Genomic DNA, 19,601 nt, shown 5'->3' on the forward strand with positions numbered 1-19,601 from the left:
TCCGTGACCAAGCCGAGCCCCAAGCCGTCCACGCCCCCGCCGCCGCCGGTGGACCCGGTGACGATCATCTCCTCCGCGGCCACGGACACCGCCAGGCTGGACCGCTACACCCTCTTCGGGGACGCGCAGATCCCCTTCAAGGACACCGTCTACGAACGCGACGGTGCCCCTCACGGCACCGCCAAATGCGCCCTCGCGGGCTCGAGCGGCCTGGGCGCGGTGTTCGTCAGCCACAAGTGCACAGCGGTCTACCGCGCCACCTACTTCAGCCACGGCGTCGCAGTCACCATCGGCATCGTGGTCTTCGACGACGCCAGGCAGGCGCAGGCCGTGGCGAAGACCAAGGGCGGGAACATCTACTCGCTGTACCGGAAGCTCAAGCCCTTCTGCCGCAACGTGAAATGCCTGAGCTCCCAGGCGTCCATCGGCCGCTACGCCTACTTCACCGTTGGCGGCTACACCAACGGCAAACCGGTGTCGACGTCCGACAAGAAGGTCGTGCAGGCCGTCCGCGACCTCTCGGGGCTGGCCCGCAACATCCTGCTGCGACGCGGTGAACTGGCCGCCTCCCAGCCCGCGGTCACCGCCCCGGCGGGCTGACCTCGTCACCGGGCAGGGAGGCACCCGGCAGGGGCACGCCCGGCAGGGTGCGCATCCGGCGGGCGGCACGATTGCGTTCCAGCAGCAGCCCGTCCGCCGGATAGCCGACCTCCTCCAGGGTCAGCCCGTGCGGGCGCACCACATTGACCGCCGAGTTGCGCACCCGTCCGGCCAGCACCTCCCCGGGGAACCCCACCGGCCGCCTTCCGTCGCCCACCAGCAACATCGCCCCCACCAGGGCCCGCACCATGTTGTGGCAGAAGGCGTCGGCACGGACCGTCGCCACCACCAGGCCGGTCCCGTCACGGTGGGCCATGGGGTCGTCGGGGGTGCGCTCCCAGCCCAGCTCCAGCAGGGTGCGTACGGTGGTGGCGCCCTCCCGCTTCTTGCAGTACGCGGCGAAGTCGTGCTCCCCCAGCAGCAGCCGTGCCGCCTCGTTCATCAGCGCCACGTCCAGCGGACGGTCGTGCCACAGCACATGCCCGCGGCGCAACGGGTCCACCCCGCCCGGGTGGTCACTGATCCGGTAGGCGTAGCGGCGCCAGATCGCTGCGAAGCGGGCGTCGAAGCCGTGCGGCGCCTCCGTCAGCGACCAGACCCGGACGTCGGCGGGGAGCCGCCCCGCCAGCCTGCGCCGGACCTTCTCCCGGTGCGCCGCCCAGAGCTCCGCGGGCAGGTCCACATGGGCGACCTGACCCCGGGCGTGGACTCCGGCGTCGGTGCGCCCGGCCACCGTCAGCTCCACCGGGAGGTCGGTGCGCAGCACGGTGCGCAGCGCCTCCTCCAGCTCGCCCTGGACGGTACGCCGTCCCGGCTGCCGGGCCCAGCCGGAGAACTCCGACCCGTCGTAGGCCAGGTCCAGCCTGATCCGGACCCATCCCTCAGCGGGACCGTCCAGCGCCGGCTTCTCGTCGCACTCGTCGACCACTGCTCGAATCTCCCTGATACGGCGGAGAGGCCCGCTCCCCCGGACGGGGGGAGCGGGCCTCGGGTGAACCCTGGGACAGGGCTCAGGCGTCCTTCGACTCCTCGGCCGGGGCCTCGGCGGCCTCGGTCTCGGTGGCCTCGGCGGCCTTGGCCTCGTCGGCCTCCTTGACGGCCCGCTTGGTGGCGGCCTCGGCCTCGCCGACCGCGTTCTGCGCGACGGTGAGCGCCTCCACCAGCTCGATCACGGCCATCGGGGCGTTGTCGCCACGACGGGGACCGATCTTGGTGATGCGGGTGTAACCGCCGGGGCGGTTCTCGTAGCGCGGCGCGATCTCGGTGAAGAGGGTGTGCAGCACCGCCACGTCGGTGATGCTCTGGCGCACCAGGCGACGGTTGTGCAGGTCGCCCTTCTTCGCCTTGGTGATCAGCTTCTCCGCCACCGGGCGCAGGCGGCGGGCCTTGGCCTCGGTGGTGGTGATGCGGCCGTACTGGAACAGCTCGCGGGCCAGACCGGCCAGCAGCAGACGCTCGTGCGACGGACCGCCGCCGAGACGGGCTCCCTTGGTGGGACGCGGCATGGGGATTCTCTCCTCATATCTCCTGCCCCGGCCGTGTCAGGTACCGGGGAGGGCCTGCGGGCACGGTGCCCGCAGGACTTGGCTCATCGGGGTACTGCTCAGTACTGCTCGGTCTCCGCGTAGCCGGAGTCGTCCAGGTCGTCGGCGCCGAAGGCGTCGGCGGCCGCGGTGGGGTCGAATCCGGGCGGGCTGTCCTTGAGGGCCAGGCCCATGCCGGCCAGCTTCGCCTTGACCTCGTCGATCGACTTCGCACCGAAGTTGCGGATGTCGAGCAGGTCGGCCTCCGAGCGGGCGACGAGCTCACCCACGGTGTGGATGCCCTCGCGCTTGAGGCAGTTGTAGGAGCGGACGGTGAGCTCCAGCTCCTCGATCGGCAGCGCCAGGTCGGCGGCCAGGGCGGCGTCCGTGGGGGACGGGCCCATGTCGATGCCCTCGGCGTCGACGTTCAGCTCGCGGGCGAGGCCGAACAGCTCGACGAGGGTCTTGCCGGCCGAGGCCATGGCGTCACGGGGACGCATGGCGGGCTTGGTCTCGACGTCGACGATCAGCTTGTCGAAGTCGGTGCGCTGCTCGACACGGGTCGCCTCGACCTTGTAGGTGACCTTGAGCACCGGCGAGTAGATCGAGTCGACCGGGATACGGCCGATCTCCTGGCCGGACTGCTTGTTCTGCACGGCGGAGACGTAGCCGCGACCGCGCTCGACGGTCAGCTCCATCTCCAGCTTGCCCTTGCCGTTCAGCGTGGCGAGGACCAGCTCGGGGTTGTGCACCTCGACACCGGCCGGGGGCGCGATGTCGGCGGCGGTGACCACACCCGGGCCCTGCTTGCGCAGGTACATCACGACCGGCTCGTCGTGCTCCGAGGAGACGACCAGCTGCTTGATGTTGAGGATGAGGTCGGTGACGTCCTCCTTGACACCCGGCACGGTGGTGAACTCGTGCAGGACGCCGTCGATCCGGATGGAGGTGACTGCGGCACCCGGGATCGAGGAGAGGAGCGTGCGGCGGAGCGAGTTGCCGAGGGTGTAGCCGAAGCCCGGCTCCAGCGGCTCGATCACGAACCGGGAGCGGAATTCGTCGACGACCTCTTCGGTCAACGAGGGGCGCTGAGCGATCAGCATGAGAGGTGTTCCTCCAGTTGTCTTCGGCACCCGCTATTTGATGCCGATGGACTCAAGCGTACGGGCTCCCCGGGTGAAGGGGAGCCCGTACAGGCGACGCATCGGGCCGGACCCTGCGGCGGCCTCGGCCGTCGCTGGGTCCGTCCGGCCCACGGTCGGACCCGGCGACCGCCCCGGCTCAGGCCGGAGCGGTCGCCCACGGGTCAGACGCGGCGGCGCTTCGGGGGGCGGCAGCCGTTGTGCGGGGTGGGGGTGACGTCCTGGATCGAGCCGACCTCGAGGCCGGTGGCCTGCAGGGAGCGGATCGCGGTCTCACGGCCGGAGCCGGGACCCTTGACGAAGACGTCGACCTTGCGCATGCCGTGCTCCTGGGCGCGGCGGGCGGCGGCCTCCGCCGCCATCTGCGCGGCGAACGGCGTGGACTTGCGGGAGCCCTTGAAGCCGACGTGGCCGGCGGAGGCCCACGAGATCACATTGCCGGTCGGGTCGGTGATCGACACGATCGTGTTGTTGAACGTGCTCTTGATGTGGGCGTGCCCGTGAGCGACGTTCTTCTTCTCCTTGCGGCGCACCTTCTTGGCGCCCGCAGCCTGACGGCCCTTCGGAGGCATAAGTCTGAATCTCCTGATGAGGTGGTCGGTCCGCTACCCGCGGGCCGGAGGGAAGTCCGGTTTGGGGGCGGACTACTTCTTGCCCGGCTTCTTCTTGCCGGCGATGGCGCGACGCGGACCCTTGCGGGTACGGGCGTTGGTGTGGGTGCGCTGGCCGTGGACCGGAAGGCCGCGGCGGTGACGCAGACCCTCGTAGCAGCCGATCTCGACCTTGCGGCGGATGTCGGCCTGAACCTCACGGCGGAGGTCACCCTCGACCCGGTAGTTCTCCTCGATCCACTTGCTCAGCTTGACGAGGTCCTCTTCGGCGATGTCGCGGACGCGGACGTCCGGGCTCACGCCGGTCTCGGCCAGCGACTGCTGGGCCCGGGTACGACCGATGCCGTAGATGTAGGTGAGGGCGATCTCGATCCGCTTCTCGCGGGGGAGGTCGACGCCGGCGAGGCGTGCCATGGATTGGCTCCTGTGTTTCTTCGGAGGTTTGGCGCGATGCCGTCCGTCCCGCTTCCGCGGGGAGGGCCCCGGCCTCCGCCGGGGGTGGCGTCCCCTTTCCGGGGACGGGCATCACTGGGAAAAATTCGCGTCGCGCGAAGAGTTACGACCCGTGCGGTCGGGGGATGATCAGCCCTGACGCTGCTTGTGGCGCAGGTTCTCGCAGATCACCATGACCCGGCCGTGGCGGCGGATCACCTTGCACTTGTCGCAGATCTTCTTGACGCTCGGCTTGACCTTCATGGGATTCAGGTTCTCCGGGTCGTGCGCCACGAGAGGGCCGTGCCACACGGGGCACGGCCGTCGCAGCGCGAGATCTGGTGTTACTTGTATCGGTAGACGATGCGACCGCGGGTGAGGTCGTACGGGCTGAGCTCGACGACGACACGGTCGTCCGGGAGGATCCGGATGTAGTGCATCCGCATCTTTCCACTGATGTGCGCGAGGACCTTGTGCCCGTTCTGGAGCTCCACCTTGAACATCGCGTTCGGCAGAGACTCGATGACGGTGCCCTCGATCTCGATGGCCCCTTGCTTCTTGGGCATAAGGTTCGCTGATCGCCTTCCGGGCTCGACTACCTTGATCGCCTCAACCCGGACACGGACGTGCCGAAGCCAGGAATGAGCCGACGCGTCAGTCTACTTCAGTGCCCAATCAAACGCGAAACCGGCTCAGGCAAGGGGGTCGGGCGCGGCGGTGATTCCGAGCTCCGCCAGCTTCTCCCGGCCGCCGTCGAAAGCGGTGAGCACCAGCGGGCCCTCCTCGGTCAGCGCCACCGAGTGCTCCCAGTGCGAGGCCCAGGTGCCGTCGTTGGTCTTCACCGTCCACTCGTCCTCGAGCACATGGGTGCGCGGGGTGCCCAGGCTGAGCATGGGCTCGATCGCCAGGCACAGACCCGGCACCAGCTTGGGCCCGCGGCCGCGGCCGCGGTCGACGTAGTTGAGGAGGTGCGGGTCCATGTGCATGGCCGAACCGATGCCGTGGCCGCCGTAGTCCTCGACGATGCCGTACTTCCCCTTGGGCGGCAGCGGCTGGCGGCGGACATAGGACTCGATGGCCCGGCTGACGTCCTGCAGCCGGTTGCCGCGCTTCATGGCGGCGATCCCGGCCCACATCGAGGCCTCGGTGACCCGGCTCAGCTCGTGCAGCTCCTGGCCGTGGCCCTCGCCCACCAGCACGGTGATCGCCGCGTCCCCGTGCCAGCCGTCGACGATGGCACCGCAGTCGATGGAGATCATGTCCCCGGAGCGCAGCTCCAGGTCGCCGGGGATGCCGTGCACCACCACGTCGTTCACCGAGGCGCAGATGGTGCCGGTGAACCCGTGGTAGCCGAGGAAGTTCGAGGTGGCGCCGTGGTCGGCGATCACCTTGGCGGCGACCGCGTCCAGCTCCCCCGTGGTGGCGCCGGGGACGGCGGCCTCCCGGCACGCCTTGAGCGCCTCGGCGACGACCAGCCCGGCCTCACGCATCTTGGCGATCTGCTCGGGGGTCTTGATCTCTACCATGCGCTCTCGCCTTCCCAGCACTGCGCGTTCCTCGTCCTCACGACTTCACAGGTCCCCTCCACGGTACGGCCTCGGGAACCCCGCACACGCGCCGGGCCGTGGCCGCCCCCTGGGGGACTGCCACGGCCCGGCCGTGTGGACTACTTGCCGCGGAGCGCCTCGATGGCGCGCTCCGTCACCTCGGACACCTTGCCCAGCGCCGGGATGGTCACCAGCAGACCCTGGTCCGCGTAGTACCCGATGATGGGCTCGGTCTTGGAGTGGTACTCCTCCAGGCGGACCCGGACCTTCTCCTCGGTGTCGTCGGTGCGCTGGTAGAGCTCACCGCCGCACTCGTCGCAGACACCGGGCTGCGCCGGCGGGTTGTAGTCCACATGGAAGACATGGCTGCCGTCGTTGCGGCAGAGCCGGCGGCCGGCGATCCGCCGGACCACCTCGTCCTCGGGGACCTCCAGGTCCAGCACACCGTCCAGCGCTATCCCGGCGTCGGCCAGGATCTCGTCCAGCGCCTTGGCCTGGCCGAGGTTGCGCGGAAAGCCGTCCAGCAGGAAACCCTTGGCGGCGTCGGGCTGCGACATCCGGTCCTTGGCCATCCCGATGGTGATCTCGTCCGGAACCAGCTTGCCTGCGTCCATGTACGCCTTGGCCTCGAGCCCCAGCTGGGTGCTCTGGCTGATGTTGGCGCGGAACAGGTCTCCGGTGGAGATGTGCGGGATCGACAGGGTCTTGGCCAGGACATGGGCCTGCGTTCCCTTACCGGCCCCAGGAGGTCCGACGAGGACGATTCGCATCAGCGGAGGAACCCTTCGTAGTTGCGCTGCTGGAGCTGGCTCTCGATCTGCTTGACAGTTTCGAGGCCGACGCCAACGACGATGAGGATGCTGGTGCCGCCGAACGGGAAGTTCTGGTTGGCCTTGAACGCCACCAGAGCGATCATCGGGATCAGCGCGATGACGCCCAGATAGAGGGAACCCGGCCAGGTGATCCTGGTGAGGACGTAGTTCAGGTACTCCGCCGTGGGGCGGCCGGCCCGGATACCCGGGATGAAGCCACCATACTTCTTCATGTTGTCGGCGACTTCCTCGGGGTTGAAAGAGATCGCGACGTAGAAGAAGGCGAAGAAGACGATCAGGACGAAGTAGATCGCCATGTAGATCGGGTGGTCACCGCGGACGAAGTTGTCCTTCACCCAGACCGCCCACCCCGACGTCGAACCGGTCAGCTGGACCACCAGCGACGGGATGTACAGCAGCGACGAGGCGAAGATGACCGGGATCACGCCGGCCTGGTTGACCTTGAGCGGAATGTAGGTGGAGGTGCCGCCGAAGGCGCGCCGGCCGATCATCCGCTTGGCGTACTGCACCGGGATCCGGCGCTGCGCCTGCTCCACGAAGATGACCAGGGCGACCACGATCAGGCCGATCGCGATGACGCTGAGGAACTCCACCCAGCCGCCGCCGATCTTGCCCTGGAGCTTGATCGCCCACAGCGAGGACGGGAAACCGGCCGCGATCGAGGTGAAGATCAGGATCGACATGCCGTTGCCGATGCCGCGGTCGGTGATCAGCTCACCGAGCCACATGATCACGGTGGTACCGGCCGTCATGGTGATCACCATGACCGCGATACGGAAGATCGAGGTGTCCGGGACAATCTGGTCCCCCACCGAGCAGCCACTGAACAGCGCGCCACTGGAGGCCGTGGCCACGATGCCGGTGCCCTGGAGCACGGCCAGCGCGATGGTCAGGTAGCGGGTGTACTGGGTGATCTTCGCGGTGCCGGCCTGGCCCTCCTTCTTCAGCGCCTCGAGCCGCGGAATCACCACGGTGAGGAGCTGCAGGATGATGCTGGCCGTGATGTAGGGCATGATGCCCAGCGCAAAGATCGTCAGCTGCAGCAGTGCACCGCCGCTGAACAGGTTCACCAGGCCGAAGAGGCCCTGGCTGCCCTTGCTCTCGTCGATGCAGGACTGGACGTTCTGGAAGCTGACACCAGGGATCGGGATGTGTGCACCGAGCCTGAACAGCACCATGATGCCCAGCGTGAACAGCAGCTTCTTGCGCAGGTCGGGCGTCTTGAACGCCCGCGCGAACGCACTGAGCACGGTGCCTCCTGCGCCTCCCGCGCGTCGTCGGCGGAAGGGTCGGTGATGATGGGGACCGGTGGCCTTCAGGCAGAGTCTGGGGCCAACCTACAAGCGGACTCCACGGACTCTAACAGTGCGTGGCCACCCGGAAGAAGCGCGCGGCGCTCCAGATGCCGGGATATCGCCCGACACACGGAACGGGGCCGCCCCTCCTGGGAGGGACGGCCCCGTTCATCTGCTGTCTGCCGAGGTCTCAGATGAGCTCGGTGACGGTGCCACCGGCAGCGGCGATCTTCTCCTTGGCGGAGCCGGAGACGGAGTCCACCGTCACCTGCAGCGCCACGGTGATCTCACCGGTGCCGAGCACCTTGACGAGCTGGTTCTTGCGAACCGCGCCCTTGGCGACCAGGTCGGCCACGGTGACCTCGCCACCCTGCGGGTAGAGAGCCGCGAGCTTGTCCAGGTTGACCACCTGGTACTCGACCTTGAAGGGGTTCTTGAAGCCCTTCAGCTTCGGCAGGCGCATGTGGAGGGGCATCTGCCCACCCTCGAAGCGCTGCGGAACCTGGTAGCGGGCCTTGGTGCCCTTGGTACCACGACCAGCGGTCTTACCCTTGGAACCCTCACCACGACCCACACGGGTCTTGGCGGTCTTGGCTCCCGGGGCGGGCCGCAGGTTGTGGATCTTGATCGGGTTGTCGCCCATGTCAGTCCACCTCCTCGACCGTCACGAGGTGACGCACGGTCCGGGCCATCCCGCGGATCTCGGGACGGTCCTCCTTCACCACGACATCGTGCATGCGCTTCAGACCCAGCGAGCGCAGCGTCTCGCGGTGGTTCTGCTTGCTGCCGATGTAGGACTTGGTCTGCGTGATCTTCAGGCGAGCCATCAGGCACTCGCCCCCGCAGCGCGCGCCCGCAGCAGTGCGGCGGGGGCGACGTCCTCGAGCGGCAGGCCGCGGCGGGCGGCGATCTCCTCGGGGCGGACGAGCCCCTTCAGAGCCTCCACCGTGGCGTGCACGATGTTGATCGCGTTGTCGGAGCCGAGCGACTTCGACAGGATGTCGTGGACGCCGGCGCACTCCAGAACGGCGCGCACCGGGCCACCGGCGATAACGCCGGTACCGGGGGAAGCCGGCTTCAGCAGCACGACGCCCGCGGCCTTCTCACCCTGGATGGGGTGGGGGATGGTGCCCTGGATACGGGGGACCTTGAAGAAGTGCTTCTTGGCCTCCTCAACGCCCTTGGCGATGGCGGCCGGCACCTCCTTGGCCTTGCCGTAGCCGACACCGACGGTGCCGTCGCCATCGCCCACCACGACCAGCGCGGTGAAGCTGAAACGACGACCACCCTTGACAACCTTGGCGACGCGGTTGATCGCGACGACACGCTCGACGTAGGCGGTCTTCTCGACGGCCTGGCCGCCGTCCCGACCGTCCCGCTTACGGTCACGCCGCTCGCCGCCACCGGCGCCGCCACCGCGGCGCTGGGGTCCAGCCATTGGAATTACCTCTCTCGTTTACGTCCGCTAGCTTGCGACGAACGGCTCAGAAGTCGAGCCCGGCCTCACGGGCCGCGTCCGCCAGGGCCGCGATGCGGCCGGCGTAGCGGTTGCCCGCGCGGTCGAAGACGACCTGCTCGATGCCGGCGGCCTTGGCACGCTCGGCGACCAGGGCGCCGACCTTCTTGGCCTGCTCGGACTTGTCGCCCTCGTTGCCGCGGATCGACACGTCGAGGGTCGACGCCGACACCAGGGTGTGCCCCTGGGCGTCGTCGATGACCTGGGCGACCATGTGGCGGTTCGAGCGGGTCACGACGAGGCGCGGACGCACCTCGGTGCCGATGACGCGCTTGCGAACGCGGATGGCACGGCGCTTGCGGGCGGCACCCTTGTAGGCGTTGCCCTTGCCGATCTTCACACCGACTGCCATGGCTTACTTACCAGCCTTTCCGACCTTGCGGCGGATGACCTCGCCCGCGTACTTGACGCCCTTGGCCTTGTACGGGTCGGGCTTGCGCAGCTTGCGGATCTTCGCGGCGACCTCGCCGACCTTCTGCTTGTCGATGCCGTCCACGTGGAACTTGGTGGGCGACTCGACCTGGAAGGAGATGCCCTCAGGGGCCTCGACCAGGATCGGGTGGCTGTAACCCAGGGAGAACTCCATGGCGGAGCCCTTAGCGGCTACGCGGTAACCGACACCGCTGATCTCGAGCGACTTGCGGTAGCCCGCGGTCACGCCGGTGATCATGTTCGCCACCAGCGTGCGGCTCAGGCCGTGCAGGGCCTTCGACATACGCTCGTCGTTCGGACGCGAGACGACAAGGTTGCCGTCCTCGCCCTTGCCGATCTCGATCGGCGCGGCGACGGTGTGGGAGAGGGAACCCTTGGGCCCCTTCACCGAGACCGTCCGGCCATCGATGGTGACGTCCACGCCGGCGGGAACCGGGATGGGCAGCCGTCCAATTCGCGACATGGCTATACCTCCGTTTCCCGAATTACCAGACGTAGGCGAGGACTTCCCCGCCCACGCCCTTCTTGGCGGCCTGCTGGCCGGTCAGGAGGCCCTGGGACGTCGAGATGATCGCGACACCCAGGCCACCGAGGACCTTCGGCAGGTTGGTGGACTTTGCGTAGACCCGCAGGCCCGGCTTGCTGATGCGCTTGATACCGGCGATCGAGCGCTCACGGTTGGGGCCGAACTTGAGCTCGATGGTCAGCTTCTTGCCGACCTCGCCCTCCTGCGGCTCCTCGACCTTCCAGCCGGAGATGTAGCCCTCCTGCTGGAGGATCTCGGCGATGTGCGACTTGATCTTGCTCGCCGGCATGGCCACGGAGTCGTGGTAAGCCGAGTTCGCGTTACGCAGACGAGTGAGCATGTCTGCGATCGGGTCGGTCATGGTCATGATGGCCTTAGGCCTCTCTCACCGCGGTTTCCGACAGCGCGCAGCCCGCCCCCGAAAGGAGCGTGATAGGCGCGGCAGGGACCTGCGGTGTAGTAAGACGTTTCCGGGCAACAGGGGCCCGACCCCACTACCTTACGGGACTCGCAGGCGAGTCCCCAAAACGCAGTGGGGTCGGGGCCCTGAGTGCTACCAGGAACTCTTGGTCACGCCCGGCAGCTCGCCGCGGTGGGCCATCTCACGAAGGCACACACGGCAGAGGCCGAACTTGCGGTACACGGAGTGCGGACGGCCACAGCGCTGGCAGCGGGTGTAGCCGCGAACGCCGAACTTCGGCTTGCGCTCCGACTTCGCGATGAGGGACTTCTTCGCCACGTCAGTTCTCCTTGAACGGGAAGCCGAGGGCGCGCAGCAGCGCCCGGCCCTCGTCGTCAGTCTGGGCGGTGGTGACAACGGTGATGTCCATGCCCCGCTGACGGTCGACCTTGTCCTGGTCGATCTCGTGGAACATGACCTGCTCGGTCAGACCGAACGTGTAGTTGCCACGGCCGTCGAACTGCTTCGGCGACAGACCACGGAAGTCGCGGATGCGCGGGAGCGCCAGCGACACCAGACGGTCCACGAACTCCCACATGCGGTCACCGCGGAGGGTGACGTGGGTGCCGATCGGCTGGCCCTCACGCAGCTTGAACTGCGCGATGGACTTGCGGGCCTTGGTCACGGCCGGCTTCTGGCCGGTGATCGCGGTGAGGTCGCGGATGGCGCCCTCGATCAGCTTGCTGTCACGGGCGGCCTCGCCGACACCCATGTTGACCACGACCTTGACCAGGCCGGGGATCAGCATGACGTTGTCGTAGGAGAACTGCTCCTGCAGCTGACCCTTGATCTCAGTGCGGTACCGCTCCTTGAGGCGCGGCTGCACCTTCTCGACAGTGGTCTCGCTCATCAGATGTCCTCACCGGTCCGCTTGGCAACGCGGATCTTGTTGCCCTCGTCGTCGAAGCGGTAACCGACGCGAGTGACGACCTTCTTGCCGTCCTTCTCCACAACCAGCTGAACGTTGCTGACGTGGATCGGGGCCTCGGTGGTCACGATGCCGCCGGTCTGGGAACCACGGGCGGTCTGGCCGACCTTGGTGTGCTTCTTGACCCGGTTGACACCCTCGACGAGGACGCGCTGCTCGGCGGGGTAGGCCTGAATGACCTTGCCCTGCTTGCCCTTGTCCTTGCCGGTGATGACCTGGACCAGGTCACCCTTCTTGATCTTCATGCCTGCCATCGGTTAGAGCACCTCCGGCGCGAGCGAGATGATCTTCATGAACTTCTTCTCGCGCAGCTCACGGCCCACGGGGCCGAAGATGCGGGTGCCACGGGGGTCACCGTCGTTCTTGAGGATGACGGCGGCGTTCTCGTCGAAGCGGATGTAGGAACCGTCCGGACGACGGCGCTCCTTCACGGTCCGCACGACGACGGCCTTGATGACGTCGCCCTTCTTCACATTGCCACCGGGGATCGCGTCCTTGACGGTAGCCACGATGACGTCCCCGATGCCCGCGTAGCGCCGGCCGGAGCCACCGAGAACGCGGATGCAGAGAATCTCCTTGGCACCCGTGTTGTCGGCGACTCGCAGTCGCGACTCCTGCTGGATCACGTCTTTCTCCTGATCGTCAACGATCGGGACCGGGCCGGCCGCTGCTCACCCGGTCGCCTGACGGCACCGGGCACATACGGCCGCACCCAATCGCGTTCGTTACTTGGCCTTCTCGAGGATCTCGACGACGCGCCAGCGCTTCGTCGCGGACAGCGGCCGGGTCTCCATGAGGAGGACGCGGTCGCCGACGCCGCAAGCGTTCTGCTCGTCGTGCGCCTTCAGCTTGTTCGTACGGCGGATGACCTTGCCGTACAGAGCGTGCTTGACGCGGTCCTCGACGGCGACGACGACGGTCTTGTCCATCTTGTCGCTGACGACCAGACCCTCACGGGTCTTGCGGAAGCCGCGTGCCTCGGTGTTCGTGTTCTCAGTCATCAGGCGTTCTCCACCGTCTCGATGCCCAGCTCGCGCTCGCGCATCAGGGTGTAGATCCGCGCGATGTCCTTACGGACGGCGCGAAGCCGACCGTGGTTCTCGAGCTGCCCGGTCGCCGCCTGGAAGCGGAGGTTGAACAGCTCCTCCTTGGCCTCGCGCAGCTTGCCGACGAGCTCGTCGTCGCCCAGACCGCGAAGCTCAGCAGCCTTGGTGCCGGCCGACATCAGCTCTCACCTGCCTCGCGCCGGACAATCCGGCACTTCATCGGGAGCTTGTGAGCAGCGCGGGTCAGCGCCTCACGAGCCACCTTCTCGTTGGGGTAGGACAGCTCGAACATCACCCGTCCCGGGTGGACGTTCGCGACCCACCACTCCGGAGAACCCTTACCGGAACCCATGCGGGTCTCGGCGGGCTTCTTGGTGAGCGGGCGGTCCGGGTAGATGTTGATCCAGACCTTGCCGCCACGGCGGATGTGACGGGTGATGGCGATACGAGCGGACTCGATCTGCCGGTTCGTCACATAGGCCGGGGTGACGGCCTGGATGCCGTACTCGCCGAACGCGAGCTCAGTGCCGCCCTTGGCAGCGCCACGCCGCTTGGGGTGGTGCTGCTTGCGGTGCTTGACCCTGCGAGGGATCAGCATTGGGTCAGGCCTCCGTTCCAGTGTTGTCGGCAGCCGGCGCCTCGACAGCGGCGGCGGTCGGGGCCTGGGCCTCGCCACCCTGCTGCGGACGACGGCCGCGGCCGCCACGCTCGCCACCGCGGCCACCGCGAGCCGGACGCTCGGCACCGGCGCCACGGGGCGGACGGTTGCCGGCGCGGGCGGCGGCGTTCTCGGCGCGGACCTCGGCGATGTTCTTGACGTCGCCCTTGTAGATCCAGACCTTCACGCCGATGCGGCCGAAGGTGGTCTTGGCCTCGAAGAAGCCGTACTCGACGTTCGCGCGAAGGGTGTGCAGCGGCACCCGGCCCTCGCGGTAGAACTCCGAGCGGGACATCTCGGCGCCGCCGAGACGGCCGGAGCACTGGATCTTGATGCCCTTGGCACCGGACTTCATGGTGCCCTGCATCGCCTTGCGCATGGCACGGCGGAAGGACACCCGGGAGGAGAGCTGCTCGGCGACGCCCTGGGCGACCAGCTGCGCGTCGATCTCGGGGTTCTTGACCTCGAGGATGTTCAGCTGGACCTGCTTGCCGGTCAGCTTCTCCAGGTCGCCGCGGATGCGGTCGGCCTCCGCACCGCGGCGGCCGATGACGATGCCCGGCCGGGCGGTGTGGATGTCGACGCGGACGCGGTCGCGGGTGCGCTCGATCTCCACCTTGGAGATGCCGGCCCGCTCCATGCCCTGCGTCATCATCCGGCGGATGGCGACGTCTTCCTTGACGTAGTCCTTGTACAGCTTGTCGGCGTACCAGCGGGACTTGAAGTCCGTGGTGATGCCGAGCCGGAACCCGTGCGGGTTAACCTTCTGGCCCATTACCGGGTCCCTTCCTTGCTGCTGACGACCACGGTGATGTGGCTGGTCCGCTTGCGGATCCGGTAGGCGCGGCCCTGGGCGCGCGGCCGGAACCGCTTCAGGGTCGGGCCCTCGTCAACGTAGGCCTCGGAGATGTAGAGGTCGTCCACGTTGTTGTGGTTGTAGTTGTGCACGGCGTTGGCGATGGCGCTGTCGAGCACCTTGCCGACCGGCACGGTGGCGGCCTGCGGAGCGAAACGCAGGACGGCCTGGGCCTCCGTGGCACTCATGCCACGGATGAGGTCCACCACGCGGCGGGCCTTCATGGGCGTGACGCGGATGTACCGCGCCTGGGCCCTGGCTTCCATGGTTGTCCCCTTGTTGATGGTGTCAGTCATCGATCTTCGCTATTCCGCAGATCAGCGACGACGCGACTTGCGGTCGTCCTTCTCATGGCCGCGGAAGGTGCGGGTCGGCGCGAACTCGCCGAGCTTGTGGCCGACCATCGACTCGGTGACGAACACCGGGACGTGCTTGCGGCCGTCGTGCACCGCGATCGTGTGCCCGAGCATGGACGGCACGATCATCGAGCGACGGGACCAGGTCTTGATGACGTTCTGGGTACCGGCCTCGTTCTGCGCGTCCACCTTCTTGCTCAGGTGGTCGTCGACGAAGGGCCCCTTCTTGAGACTGCGCGGCATCTAACCTGCTCCTAGCGCTTCTTGTTGGTCTTGCGGCGGCGCACGATGAGCTTGTCCGACGCCTTGTTCGGGCGACGGGTACGGCCCTCGGGCTTGCCCCACGGCGAGACCGGGTGGCGACCACCGGAGGTCTTGCCCTCACCACCACCGTGCGGGTGGTCGATCGGGTTCATTGCCACACCACGCACGGTCGGGCGGACGCCCTTCCAGCGCATACGGCCGGCCTTGCCCCAGTTGATGTTCGACTGCTCGGCGTTGCCGACCTCGCCGACGGTGGCGCGGCAGCGCACGTCGACCAGGCGGATCTCGCCGGAGGGCATACGGAGGTGCGCCATGCGCCCCTCCTTGGCCAGCAGCTGGATGCTCGCACCGGCGGAGCGGGCCATCTTGGCGCCGCCGCCGGGACGCAGCTCGACTGCGTGGATGACGGTACCCACCGGGATGTTGCGAAGCGGCAGGTTGTTGCCCGGCTTGATGTCGGCGCCGGCGCCGTTCTCGACCCGGTCGCCCTGCTGCAGCTTGGCCGGGGCCAGGATGTAGCGCTTCTCGCCGTCCGCGTAGTGGAGCAGCGCGATGCGAGCGGTGCGGTTGGGGTCGTACTCGATGTGCGCGACCTTGGCCGGCACGCCGTCCTTGTCGTGGCGACGGAAGTCGATCACGCGGAAGGCGCGCTTGTGGCCGCCACCCTGGTGACGAGCGGTGACACGACCGGCGTTGTTACGGCCGCCCTTGCTGTGCAGGGGGCGAACCAGCGACTTCTCCGGCGTGGACCGCGTGATCTCGACAAAGTCGGCGACGCTGGAACCACGACGGCCCGGGGTCGTCGGCTTGTACTTGCGGATGCCCATGGCTTCTTTCGTCCTCGTCCGTATCGACGATCCGATGCTCCGTTAGGAGACCGGACCACCGAAGATGTCGATGCGGCTGCCCTCGGCCAGGGTCACGACGGCGCGCTTGGTGTCCTTGCGCTTGCCGAAACCGGTCTTGGTGCGCTTGCGCTTACCCTGCCGGTTGATCGTGTTGACCGCGGTGACCTTGACCGAGAAGACGGCCTCGACCGCCTGCTTGATCTGGGTCTTGTTGGAGCCCGGCGCCACGATGAACGTGTACTTGTTCTCGTCGAGAAGGCTGTAGCTCTTCTCGGAGATAACCGGCTTCACCAGCACGTCGCGGGGGTCCGTGAACGTCTTGGAGGTGATCTGCTGCTCGCTCATCAGGCGGCGCTCCCTTCGAGCTCGCCCTCGGACGCGACGGCCTTGGCGGACGCGGCCGGACCGGCCACGAAGCGCTCGAAGGCGGCCTGGGTGAAGACCACATCGTCGGAGACGAGCACGTCGTACGTGTTCAGCTGGCCCGCGTCCAGGATGTGCACCGACGGCAGGTTGCGAGCCGACTTGATCGCCAGCTCGTCGTCGCGCTCGACGACGAGGAGGACGTTCTTGCGCTCGCTGATCTTGCCGAACAGCTCACGGACAGCCTTCGTGGAGGGCTGCTCGGCCGCGACCACACCGGTGACGACGTGGATGCGGTTGTGACGGGCCCGGTCGGTGAGGGCACCGCGCAGCGCGGCGGCCTTCATCTTCTTGGGCGTCCGCTGCGAGTAGTCGCGCGGCACGGGACCGTGCACGACGCCACCACCGGCGAACTGCGGCGCACGGGTCGAGCCCTGACGGGCGCGGCCGGTGCCCTTCTGGCGGTACGGCTTCTTGCCACCGCCGCGGACCTCGCCACGGTTCTTCGCCTTGTGGGTGCCCTGACGGGCAGCGGCCAGCTGGGCGACGACGACCTGGTGGATCAGCGGAATGCTGACCTTGGCGTCGAAGATCTCGGCAGGCAGCTCGACGGAGCCGGCCTTCTCGCCCGCGGGCGAGAGGATGTCAATGGTGCTCATCTGCTTCAGGCCCCCTTGGCCGCGGTGCGGACCAGGACGAGGCCGCCGTTCGGACCAGGGATTGCGCCCTTGATGAGCAGCAGGCCCTTCTCCGCGTCAACGGCGTGAACGGTCAGGTTCTGGGTGGTCACACGCTCGTTGCCCATGCGGCCCGCCATACGGAGGCCCTTGAACACGCGGCCCGGGGTGGCGCAGCCACCGATGGAACCGGGCGAGCGGTGCTTGCGCTGCGTGCCGTGTCCGGCGCCCAGGCCCTTGAAGCCGTGGCGCTTCATGACACCGGCGGTGCCCTTGCCCTTGCTGGTGCCGGTCACGTCGACCTTGACACCGGCCTCGAACACCTCAGCGGTGATCTCCTGGCCCAGGGTGTACTCGGACGCGTCCGCGGTGCGCAGCTCGACCAGGTGGCGGCGGGGAGTCACGCCGGCCTTGGCGAAGTGACCCTGAAGGGGCTTGTTCACCTTGCGCGGGTCGATCTCGCCGAAGCCGATCTGCACCGAGTCGTAGCCGGTGGTGTCAGCGGTGTGGACCTGGGTCACGACATTGGGCCCGGCCTTGACGACGGTCACCGGAACGATCCGGTTGTTCTCGTCCCAGACCTGGGTCATGCCGAGCTTCTCGCCCAGGATGCCCTTAATCTGCTTAGCCATCTTCGGTGCGCCTCTCAGAGCTTGATCTCGATGTCGACACCGGCCGGAAGGTCGAGACGCATCAGCGAGTCAACCGTCTTCGGGGTGGGGTCGAGGATGTCGATCAGGCGCTTGTGCGTACGCATCTCGAAGTGCTCGCGCGAGTCCTTGTACTTGTGCGGCGAGCGGATGACGCAGTACACGTTCTTCTCAGTGGGCAGCGGCACCGGGCCCGCGACCTGCGCACCAGTACGGGTGACGGTCTCGACGATCTTCTTCGCCGAGGAGTCGATCACCTCGTGGTCGTAGGCCTTGAGCCGGATGCGGATCTTCTGTCCCGCCATGGCTACTTCGTAGTCCTTGTCTGTCGTCTTGCTGCTACGGCGTCCGATCGGCCGTTCGTCCGACCCACGCGGTCGGGCGTGTCGCACTCCCGCTCGCAGTAAACCCTTGGATACAACTCCAGGAGGCTTCTGCTCCGGGCCGTGTCGGCCATCACCAGGCGCCGGGTCGAGGCCCCGCCCACGCTTCCCGGAAGATTCCCGTACGTCCGCCCCTGCAGCTACTGCTTCCGCAGACATCACAGGCGCGACGAGTACTGTGGGACTCGCTTCCGGTCCTCCCGGCGGGAGGCGCGCAGCATCGGCACTCAACCGAGCAACTTGGACAGTGTGCCATACCGGGCACACCGGGGGCCAATCGGAGCCGATGACAGTACCCCGAGGCGACCGGATGTCAAACCCGCGCCGTCCCGCGAAGTCGTCAAACCCTCTCCCCGCAGGGCCTCGTGGCGCCACGGGATGCACCGGGACAGCCCAGCGCGCCCCTCCCGCCGACACGCCAGGACTCCGCCTCCGGGAGGACCCCGCCGGCTCCGGACGCGGTCCGGACCGCCCGGCCCGCCGACGGCCTCCCGGCCGGGGGCCCACGCACCGAGCGCCCCGCGGTCCGCCGCGGTCCGCCGCGGCCCGCCGACGGAGGGGGCCGCGGCAGAACGCCCGCCACTGCCCCTCCGCGCGTCGCTTGACGGGCGCGGAAGGGCCCGGTACATGAAGACCCGGCACCGTGCGCACGGTGCGGGACGGGGCTGTGATGAAGCCACTGCAGGCGGGGGATCCCCCAGCGGTCGGGGACGGCCGGTACCGGCTGGCCGCCCGGCTCGGCCAGGGCGGGATGGGGGTGGTGTATCTGGGCTGGTCGCCCTCCGGGCGGCCGGTGGCCGTGAAGGTCGTACGGCCCGAACTCTCCACCGACGCCGAGTTCCGGCGGCGCTTCAGCGAGGAGGTCGCGGCGGCCCGGCGGGTGGGCGGGTTCCACACCGCGCCCGTGGTGGACGCCGACCCGGACGGCGACCCCGCCTGGCTGGTCACGGCGTACGTCCCCGGCCCGTCGCTGCACGCCGTGGTCGCCCGGCACGGACCGCTCCCGGTCGACACGCTGACGGTGCTGGCGGCAGGGCTGGCCGAGGCGCTGGAGGCGATACACCGGGCCGGGGTGGTGCACCGCGACCTCAAGCCCGCCAACATCATCGTCGCCGACGACGGGCCCCGGGTGATCGACTTCGGGATCGCCCGCGCCATGGACCGCACCGCACTGACCCAGACCGGGTTCCAGATCGGCACCCCGGGCTTCCTGGCCCCCGAGCAGCTCACCGGGGGCGCGGTCACCCCGGCCGTGGACGTCTTCGCGCTGGGCATCGTGCTCTGCCAGGCCTCCGGCGCCGCCCCCTTCGGCGACGGCCCGTCGGCCTCGGTCCTCTACCGCGCCGTCCATGAGGAGCCGGACCTCCGCGGGGTGCCGGAGAGCCTGCGCGATGTGGTCGGCGACTGCCTCGCCAAGTCCCCCGGTGCCCGGCCCTCGCCGCGCGCCGTACTGGACCGGCTGGTGGTCCGGCACCGCGACGACGGCGACTGGCTGCCCGCGGAGATCCGGGCCGACCTGGCCGCCCACACCGCTCGGCCGCCGGGCTCCCGGTCCGGGTCTCCGCAGCCCGTACCGCGACCGGCCACCAATCCCTCGCCGGGCACACCCGCACCCGTCACCCCCTCGCCCGTCATCCCGTCGCCCTCCCCCCGGG

General features: G+C 68.4%; 32 protein-coding genes and 1 pseudogene. 2 read left to right on the plus strand and 31 right to left on the minus strand.

Annotated features, from left to right (window positions below; genetic code table 11):
- A pseudogene (locus tag AOK09_RS00765) lies at positions 1–600 on the plus strand (hypothetical protein); the annotation flags it as partial.
- Here AOK09_RS00765 and truA read toward each other — a convergent pair.
- From truA to rpsJ, 31 genes are all read right to left on the minus strand, one after another.
- Complete coding sequence (truA, locus tag AOK09_RS00770) at positions 581–1,528, minus strand: tRNA pseudouridine(38-40) synthase TruA (protein WP_175609246.1); 948 nt, start codon at positions 1,526–1,528, stop codon at positions 581–583. The pseudogene AOK09_RS00765 and the gene truA overlap by 20 nt on opposite strands.
- Positions 1,529–1,610: 82 nt before the next feature.
- Positions 1,611–2,105, minus strand: a complete 495-nt coding sequence (gene rplQ / locus AOK09_RS00775; RefSeq protein WP_055585117.1) for a 50S ribosomal protein L17 — start codon at positions 2,103–2,105, stop codon at positions 1,611–1,613.
- 98 nt (positions 2,106–2,203) lie between these two features.
- The gene (locus AOK09_RS00780) at positions 2,204–3,226 is read right to left on the minus strand and encodes a DNA-directed RNA polymerase subunit alpha (RefSeq protein ID WP_055585118.1); all 1,023 of its coding nucleotides are present in this window, start codon (positions 3,224–3,226) and stop codon (positions 2,204–2,206) included.
- 203 nt (positions 3,227–3,429) lie between these two features.
- Positions 3,430–3,837 carry a 30S ribosomal protein S11 gene (gene rpsK, locus AOK09_RS00785; RefSeq protein ID WP_037575384.1) on the minus strand — a complete coding sequence of 136 codons (408 nt, stop codon included), beginning with the start codon at positions 3,835–3,837 and terminating at the stop codon, positions 3,430–3,432.
- A 72-nt stretch (positions 3,838–3,909) separates the two neighbouring features.
- On the minus strand, positions 3,910–4,290 hold the full coding sequence (gene rpsM / locus AOK09_RS00790; RefSeq protein WP_055585119.1) for a 30S ribosomal protein S13: 381 nt from the start codon (positions 4,288–4,290) through the stop codon (positions 3,910–3,912).
- 168 nt (positions 4,291–4,458) lie between these two features.
- Complete coding sequence (gene rpmJ / locus AOK09_RS00795; RefSeq protein ID WP_009740505.1) at positions 4,459–4,572, minus strand: 50S ribosomal protein L36; 114 nt, start codon at positions 4,570–4,572, stop codon at positions 4,459–4,461.
- 80 nt (positions 4,573–4,652) lie between these two features.
- Positions 4,653–4,874: a translation initiation factor IF-1 gene (gene infA, locus AOK09_RS00800; protein ID WP_014144336.1), complete on the minus strand. Its 222-nt coding sequence runs from the start codon at positions 4,872–4,874 to the stop codon at positions 4,653–4,655.
- Between the two features lie 126 nt (positions 4,875–5,000).
- On the minus strand, positions 5,001–5,834 hold the full coding sequence (gene map, locus AOK09_RS00805; protein WP_055585120.1) for a type I methionyl aminopeptidase: 834 nt from the start codon (positions 5,832–5,834) through the stop codon (positions 5,001–5,003).
- Positions 5,835–5,974: 140 nt separating this feature from the next.
- On the minus strand, positions 5,975–6,625 hold the full coding sequence (locus AOK09_RS00810) for an adenylate kinase (protein WP_055585121.1): 651 nt from the start codon (positions 6,623–6,625) through the stop codon (positions 5,975–5,977).
- Positions 6,625–7,938, minus strand: a complete 1,314-nt coding sequence (gene secY, locus AOK09_RS00815; protein ID WP_055585122.1) for a preprotein translocase subunit SecY — start codon at positions 7,936–7,938, stop codon at positions 6,625–6,627. The genes AOK09_RS00810 and secY overlap by 1 nt, the downstream gene beginning before the upstream one ends.
- A gap of 235 nt (positions 7,939–8,173) precedes the next feature.
- Positions 8,174–8,626, minus strand: a complete 453-nt coding sequence (gene rplO / locus AOK09_RS00820; protein ID WP_055585123.1) for a 50S ribosomal protein L15 — start codon at positions 8,624–8,626, stop codon at positions 8,174–8,176.
- Position 8,627: 1 nt separating this feature from the next.
- The gene (rpmD, locus tag AOK09_RS00825) at positions 8,628–8,810 is read right to left on the minus strand and encodes a 50S ribosomal protein L30 (RefSeq protein WP_055585124.1); all 183 of its coding nucleotides are present in this window, start codon (positions 8,808–8,810) and stop codon (positions 8,628–8,630) included.
- Positions 8,810–9,421: a 30S ribosomal protein S5 gene (gene rpsE / locus AOK09_RS00830; RefSeq protein ID WP_055585125.1), complete on the minus strand. Its 612-nt coding sequence runs from the start codon at positions 9,419–9,421 to the stop codon at positions 8,810–8,812. The genes rpmD and rpsE overlap by 1 nt, the downstream gene beginning before the upstream one ends.
- Before the next feature lie 46 nt (positions 9,422–9,467).
- Positions 9,468–9,851 (minus strand): 50S ribosomal protein L18, encoded by a 384-nt coding sequence (rplR, locus tag AOK09_RS00835; protein WP_055585126.1) that lies wholly within the window; start codon positions 9,849–9,851, stop codon positions 9,468–9,470.
- A 3-nt stretch (positions 9,852–9,854) separates the two neighbouring features.
- Positions 9,855–10,394, minus strand: a complete 540-nt coding sequence (gene rplF, locus AOK09_RS00840; protein ID WP_055585127.1) for a 50S ribosomal protein L6 — start codon at positions 10,392–10,394, stop codon at positions 9,855–9,857.
- Between the two features lie 22 nt (positions 10,395–10,416).
- Positions 10,417–10,824 carry a 30S ribosomal protein S8 gene (rpsH, locus tag AOK09_RS00845; RefSeq protein WP_055585128.1) on the minus strand — a complete coding sequence of 136 codons (408 nt, stop codon included), beginning with the start codon at positions 10,822–10,824 and terminating at the stop codon, positions 10,417–10,419.
- Between the two features lie 186 nt (positions 10,825–11,010).
- Complete coding sequence (locus tag AOK09_RS00850; RefSeq protein ID WP_055585129.1) at positions 11,011–11,196, minus strand: type Z 30S ribosomal protein S14; 186 nt, start codon at positions 11,194–11,196, stop codon at positions 11,011–11,013.
- Between the two features lies 1 nt (position 11,197).
- Positions 11,198–11,767, minus strand: a complete 570-nt coding sequence (rplE, locus tag AOK09_RS00855; RefSeq protein WP_055585130.1) for a 50S ribosomal protein L5 — start codon at positions 11,765–11,767, stop codon at positions 11,198–11,200.
- Positions 11,767–12,090, minus strand: coding sequence for a 50S ribosomal protein L24 (rplX, locus tag AOK09_RS00860; protein ID WP_055585142.1), 324 nt, complete (start codon positions 12,088–12,090; stop codon positions 11,767–11,769). Before rplX ends, rplE begins: the two co-directional genes overlap by 1 nt.
- A 12-nt stretch (positions 12,091–12,102) precedes the next feature.
- A complete protein-coding gene (gene rplN / locus AOK09_RS00865) occupies positions 12,103–12,471 on the minus strand; it encodes a 50S ribosomal protein L14 (protein WP_055585131.1) in 369 nt (122 codons plus the stop codon).
- A gap of 99 nt (positions 12,472–12,570) precedes the next feature.
- Positions 12,571–12,846: a 30S ribosomal protein S17 gene (gene rpsQ / locus AOK09_RS00870; protein WP_055585132.1), complete on the minus strand. Its 276-nt coding sequence runs from the start codon at positions 12,844–12,846 to the stop codon at positions 12,571–12,573.
- Positions 12,846–13,070: a 50S ribosomal protein L29 gene (rpmC, locus tag AOK09_RS00875; RefSeq protein WP_055585133.1), complete on the minus strand. Its 225-nt coding sequence runs from the start codon at positions 13,068–13,070 to the stop codon at positions 12,846–12,848. Before rpmC ends, rpsQ begins: the two co-directional genes overlap by 1 nt.
- A complete protein-coding gene (gene rplP / locus AOK09_RS00880; RefSeq protein ID WP_055585134.1) occupies positions 13,070–13,489 on the minus strand; it encodes a 50S ribosomal protein L16 in 420 nt (139 codons plus the stop codon). Before rplP ends, rpmC begins: the two co-directional genes overlap by 1 nt.
- A 4-nt stretch (positions 13,490–13,493) precedes the next feature.
- On the minus strand, positions 13,494–14,324 hold the full coding sequence (gene rpsC / locus AOK09_RS00885) for a 30S ribosomal protein S3 (RefSeq protein ID WP_055585135.1): 831 nt from the start codon (positions 14,322–14,324) through the stop codon (positions 13,494–13,496).
- Positions 14,324–14,671 carry a 50S ribosomal protein L22 gene (gene rplV, locus AOK09_RS00890; protein WP_055585143.1) on the minus strand — a complete coding sequence of 116 codons (348 nt, stop codon included), beginning with the start codon at positions 14,669–14,671 and terminating at the stop codon, positions 14,324–14,326. Before rplV ends, rpsC begins: the two co-directional genes overlap by 1 nt.
- 51 nt (positions 14,672–14,722) lie before the next feature.
- Positions 14,723–15,004 carry a 30S ribosomal protein S19 gene (gene rpsS, locus AOK09_RS00895; RefSeq protein ID WP_055585136.1) on the minus strand — a complete coding sequence of 94 codons (282 nt, stop codon included), beginning with the start codon at positions 15,002–15,004 and terminating at the stop codon, positions 14,723–14,725.
- An 11-nt stretch (positions 15,005–15,015) separates the two neighbouring features.
- A complete protein-coding gene (gene rplB, locus AOK09_RS00900) occupies positions 15,016–15,852 on the minus strand; it encodes a 50S ribosomal protein L2 (RefSeq protein ID WP_055585137.1) in 837 nt (278 codons plus the stop codon).
- A 42-nt stretch (positions 15,853–15,894) separates the two neighbouring features.
- Positions 15,895–16,218 (minus strand): 50S ribosomal protein L23, encoded by a 324-nt coding sequence (gene rplW / locus AOK09_RS00905; protein ID WP_055585138.1) that lies wholly within the window; start codon positions 16,216–16,218, stop codon positions 15,895–15,897.
- A complete protein-coding gene (gene rplD / locus AOK09_RS00910; protein ID WP_055585139.1) occupies positions 16,218–16,895 on the minus strand; it encodes a 50S ribosomal protein L4 in 678 nt (225 codons plus the stop codon). The genes rplW and rplD overlap by 1 nt, the downstream gene beginning before the upstream one ends.
- A 5-nt stretch (positions 16,896–16,900) precedes the next feature.
- A complete protein-coding gene (gene rplC, locus AOK09_RS00915) occupies positions 16,901–17,545 on the minus strand; it encodes a 50S ribosomal protein L3 (RefSeq protein ID WP_055585140.1) in 645 nt (214 codons plus the stop codon).
- A gap of 14 nt (positions 17,546–17,559) precedes the next feature.
- The gene (gene rpsJ, locus AOK09_RS00920) at positions 17,560–17,868 is read right to left on the minus strand and encodes a 30S ribosomal protein S10 (RefSeq protein ID WP_020549238.1); all 309 of its coding nucleotides are present in this window, start codon (positions 17,866–17,868) and stop codon (positions 17,560–17,562) included.
- 748 nt (positions 17,869–18,616) lie between these two features.
- Here rpsJ and AOK09_RS00925 point away from each other — a divergent pair.
- On the plus strand, positions 18,617–19,601 hold a 985-nt coding region (locus tag AOK09_RS00925), incomplete at its 3' end, for a serine/threonine-protein kinase (protein WP_157875757.1).

Origin of the sequence: Peterkaempfera griseoplana (assembly GCF_001418575.1) — a bacterium.
GTDB classification, from domain to species: Bacteria; Actinomycetota; Actinomycetes; order Streptomycetales; family Streptomycetaceae; genus Peterkaempfera; species Peterkaempfera griseoplana.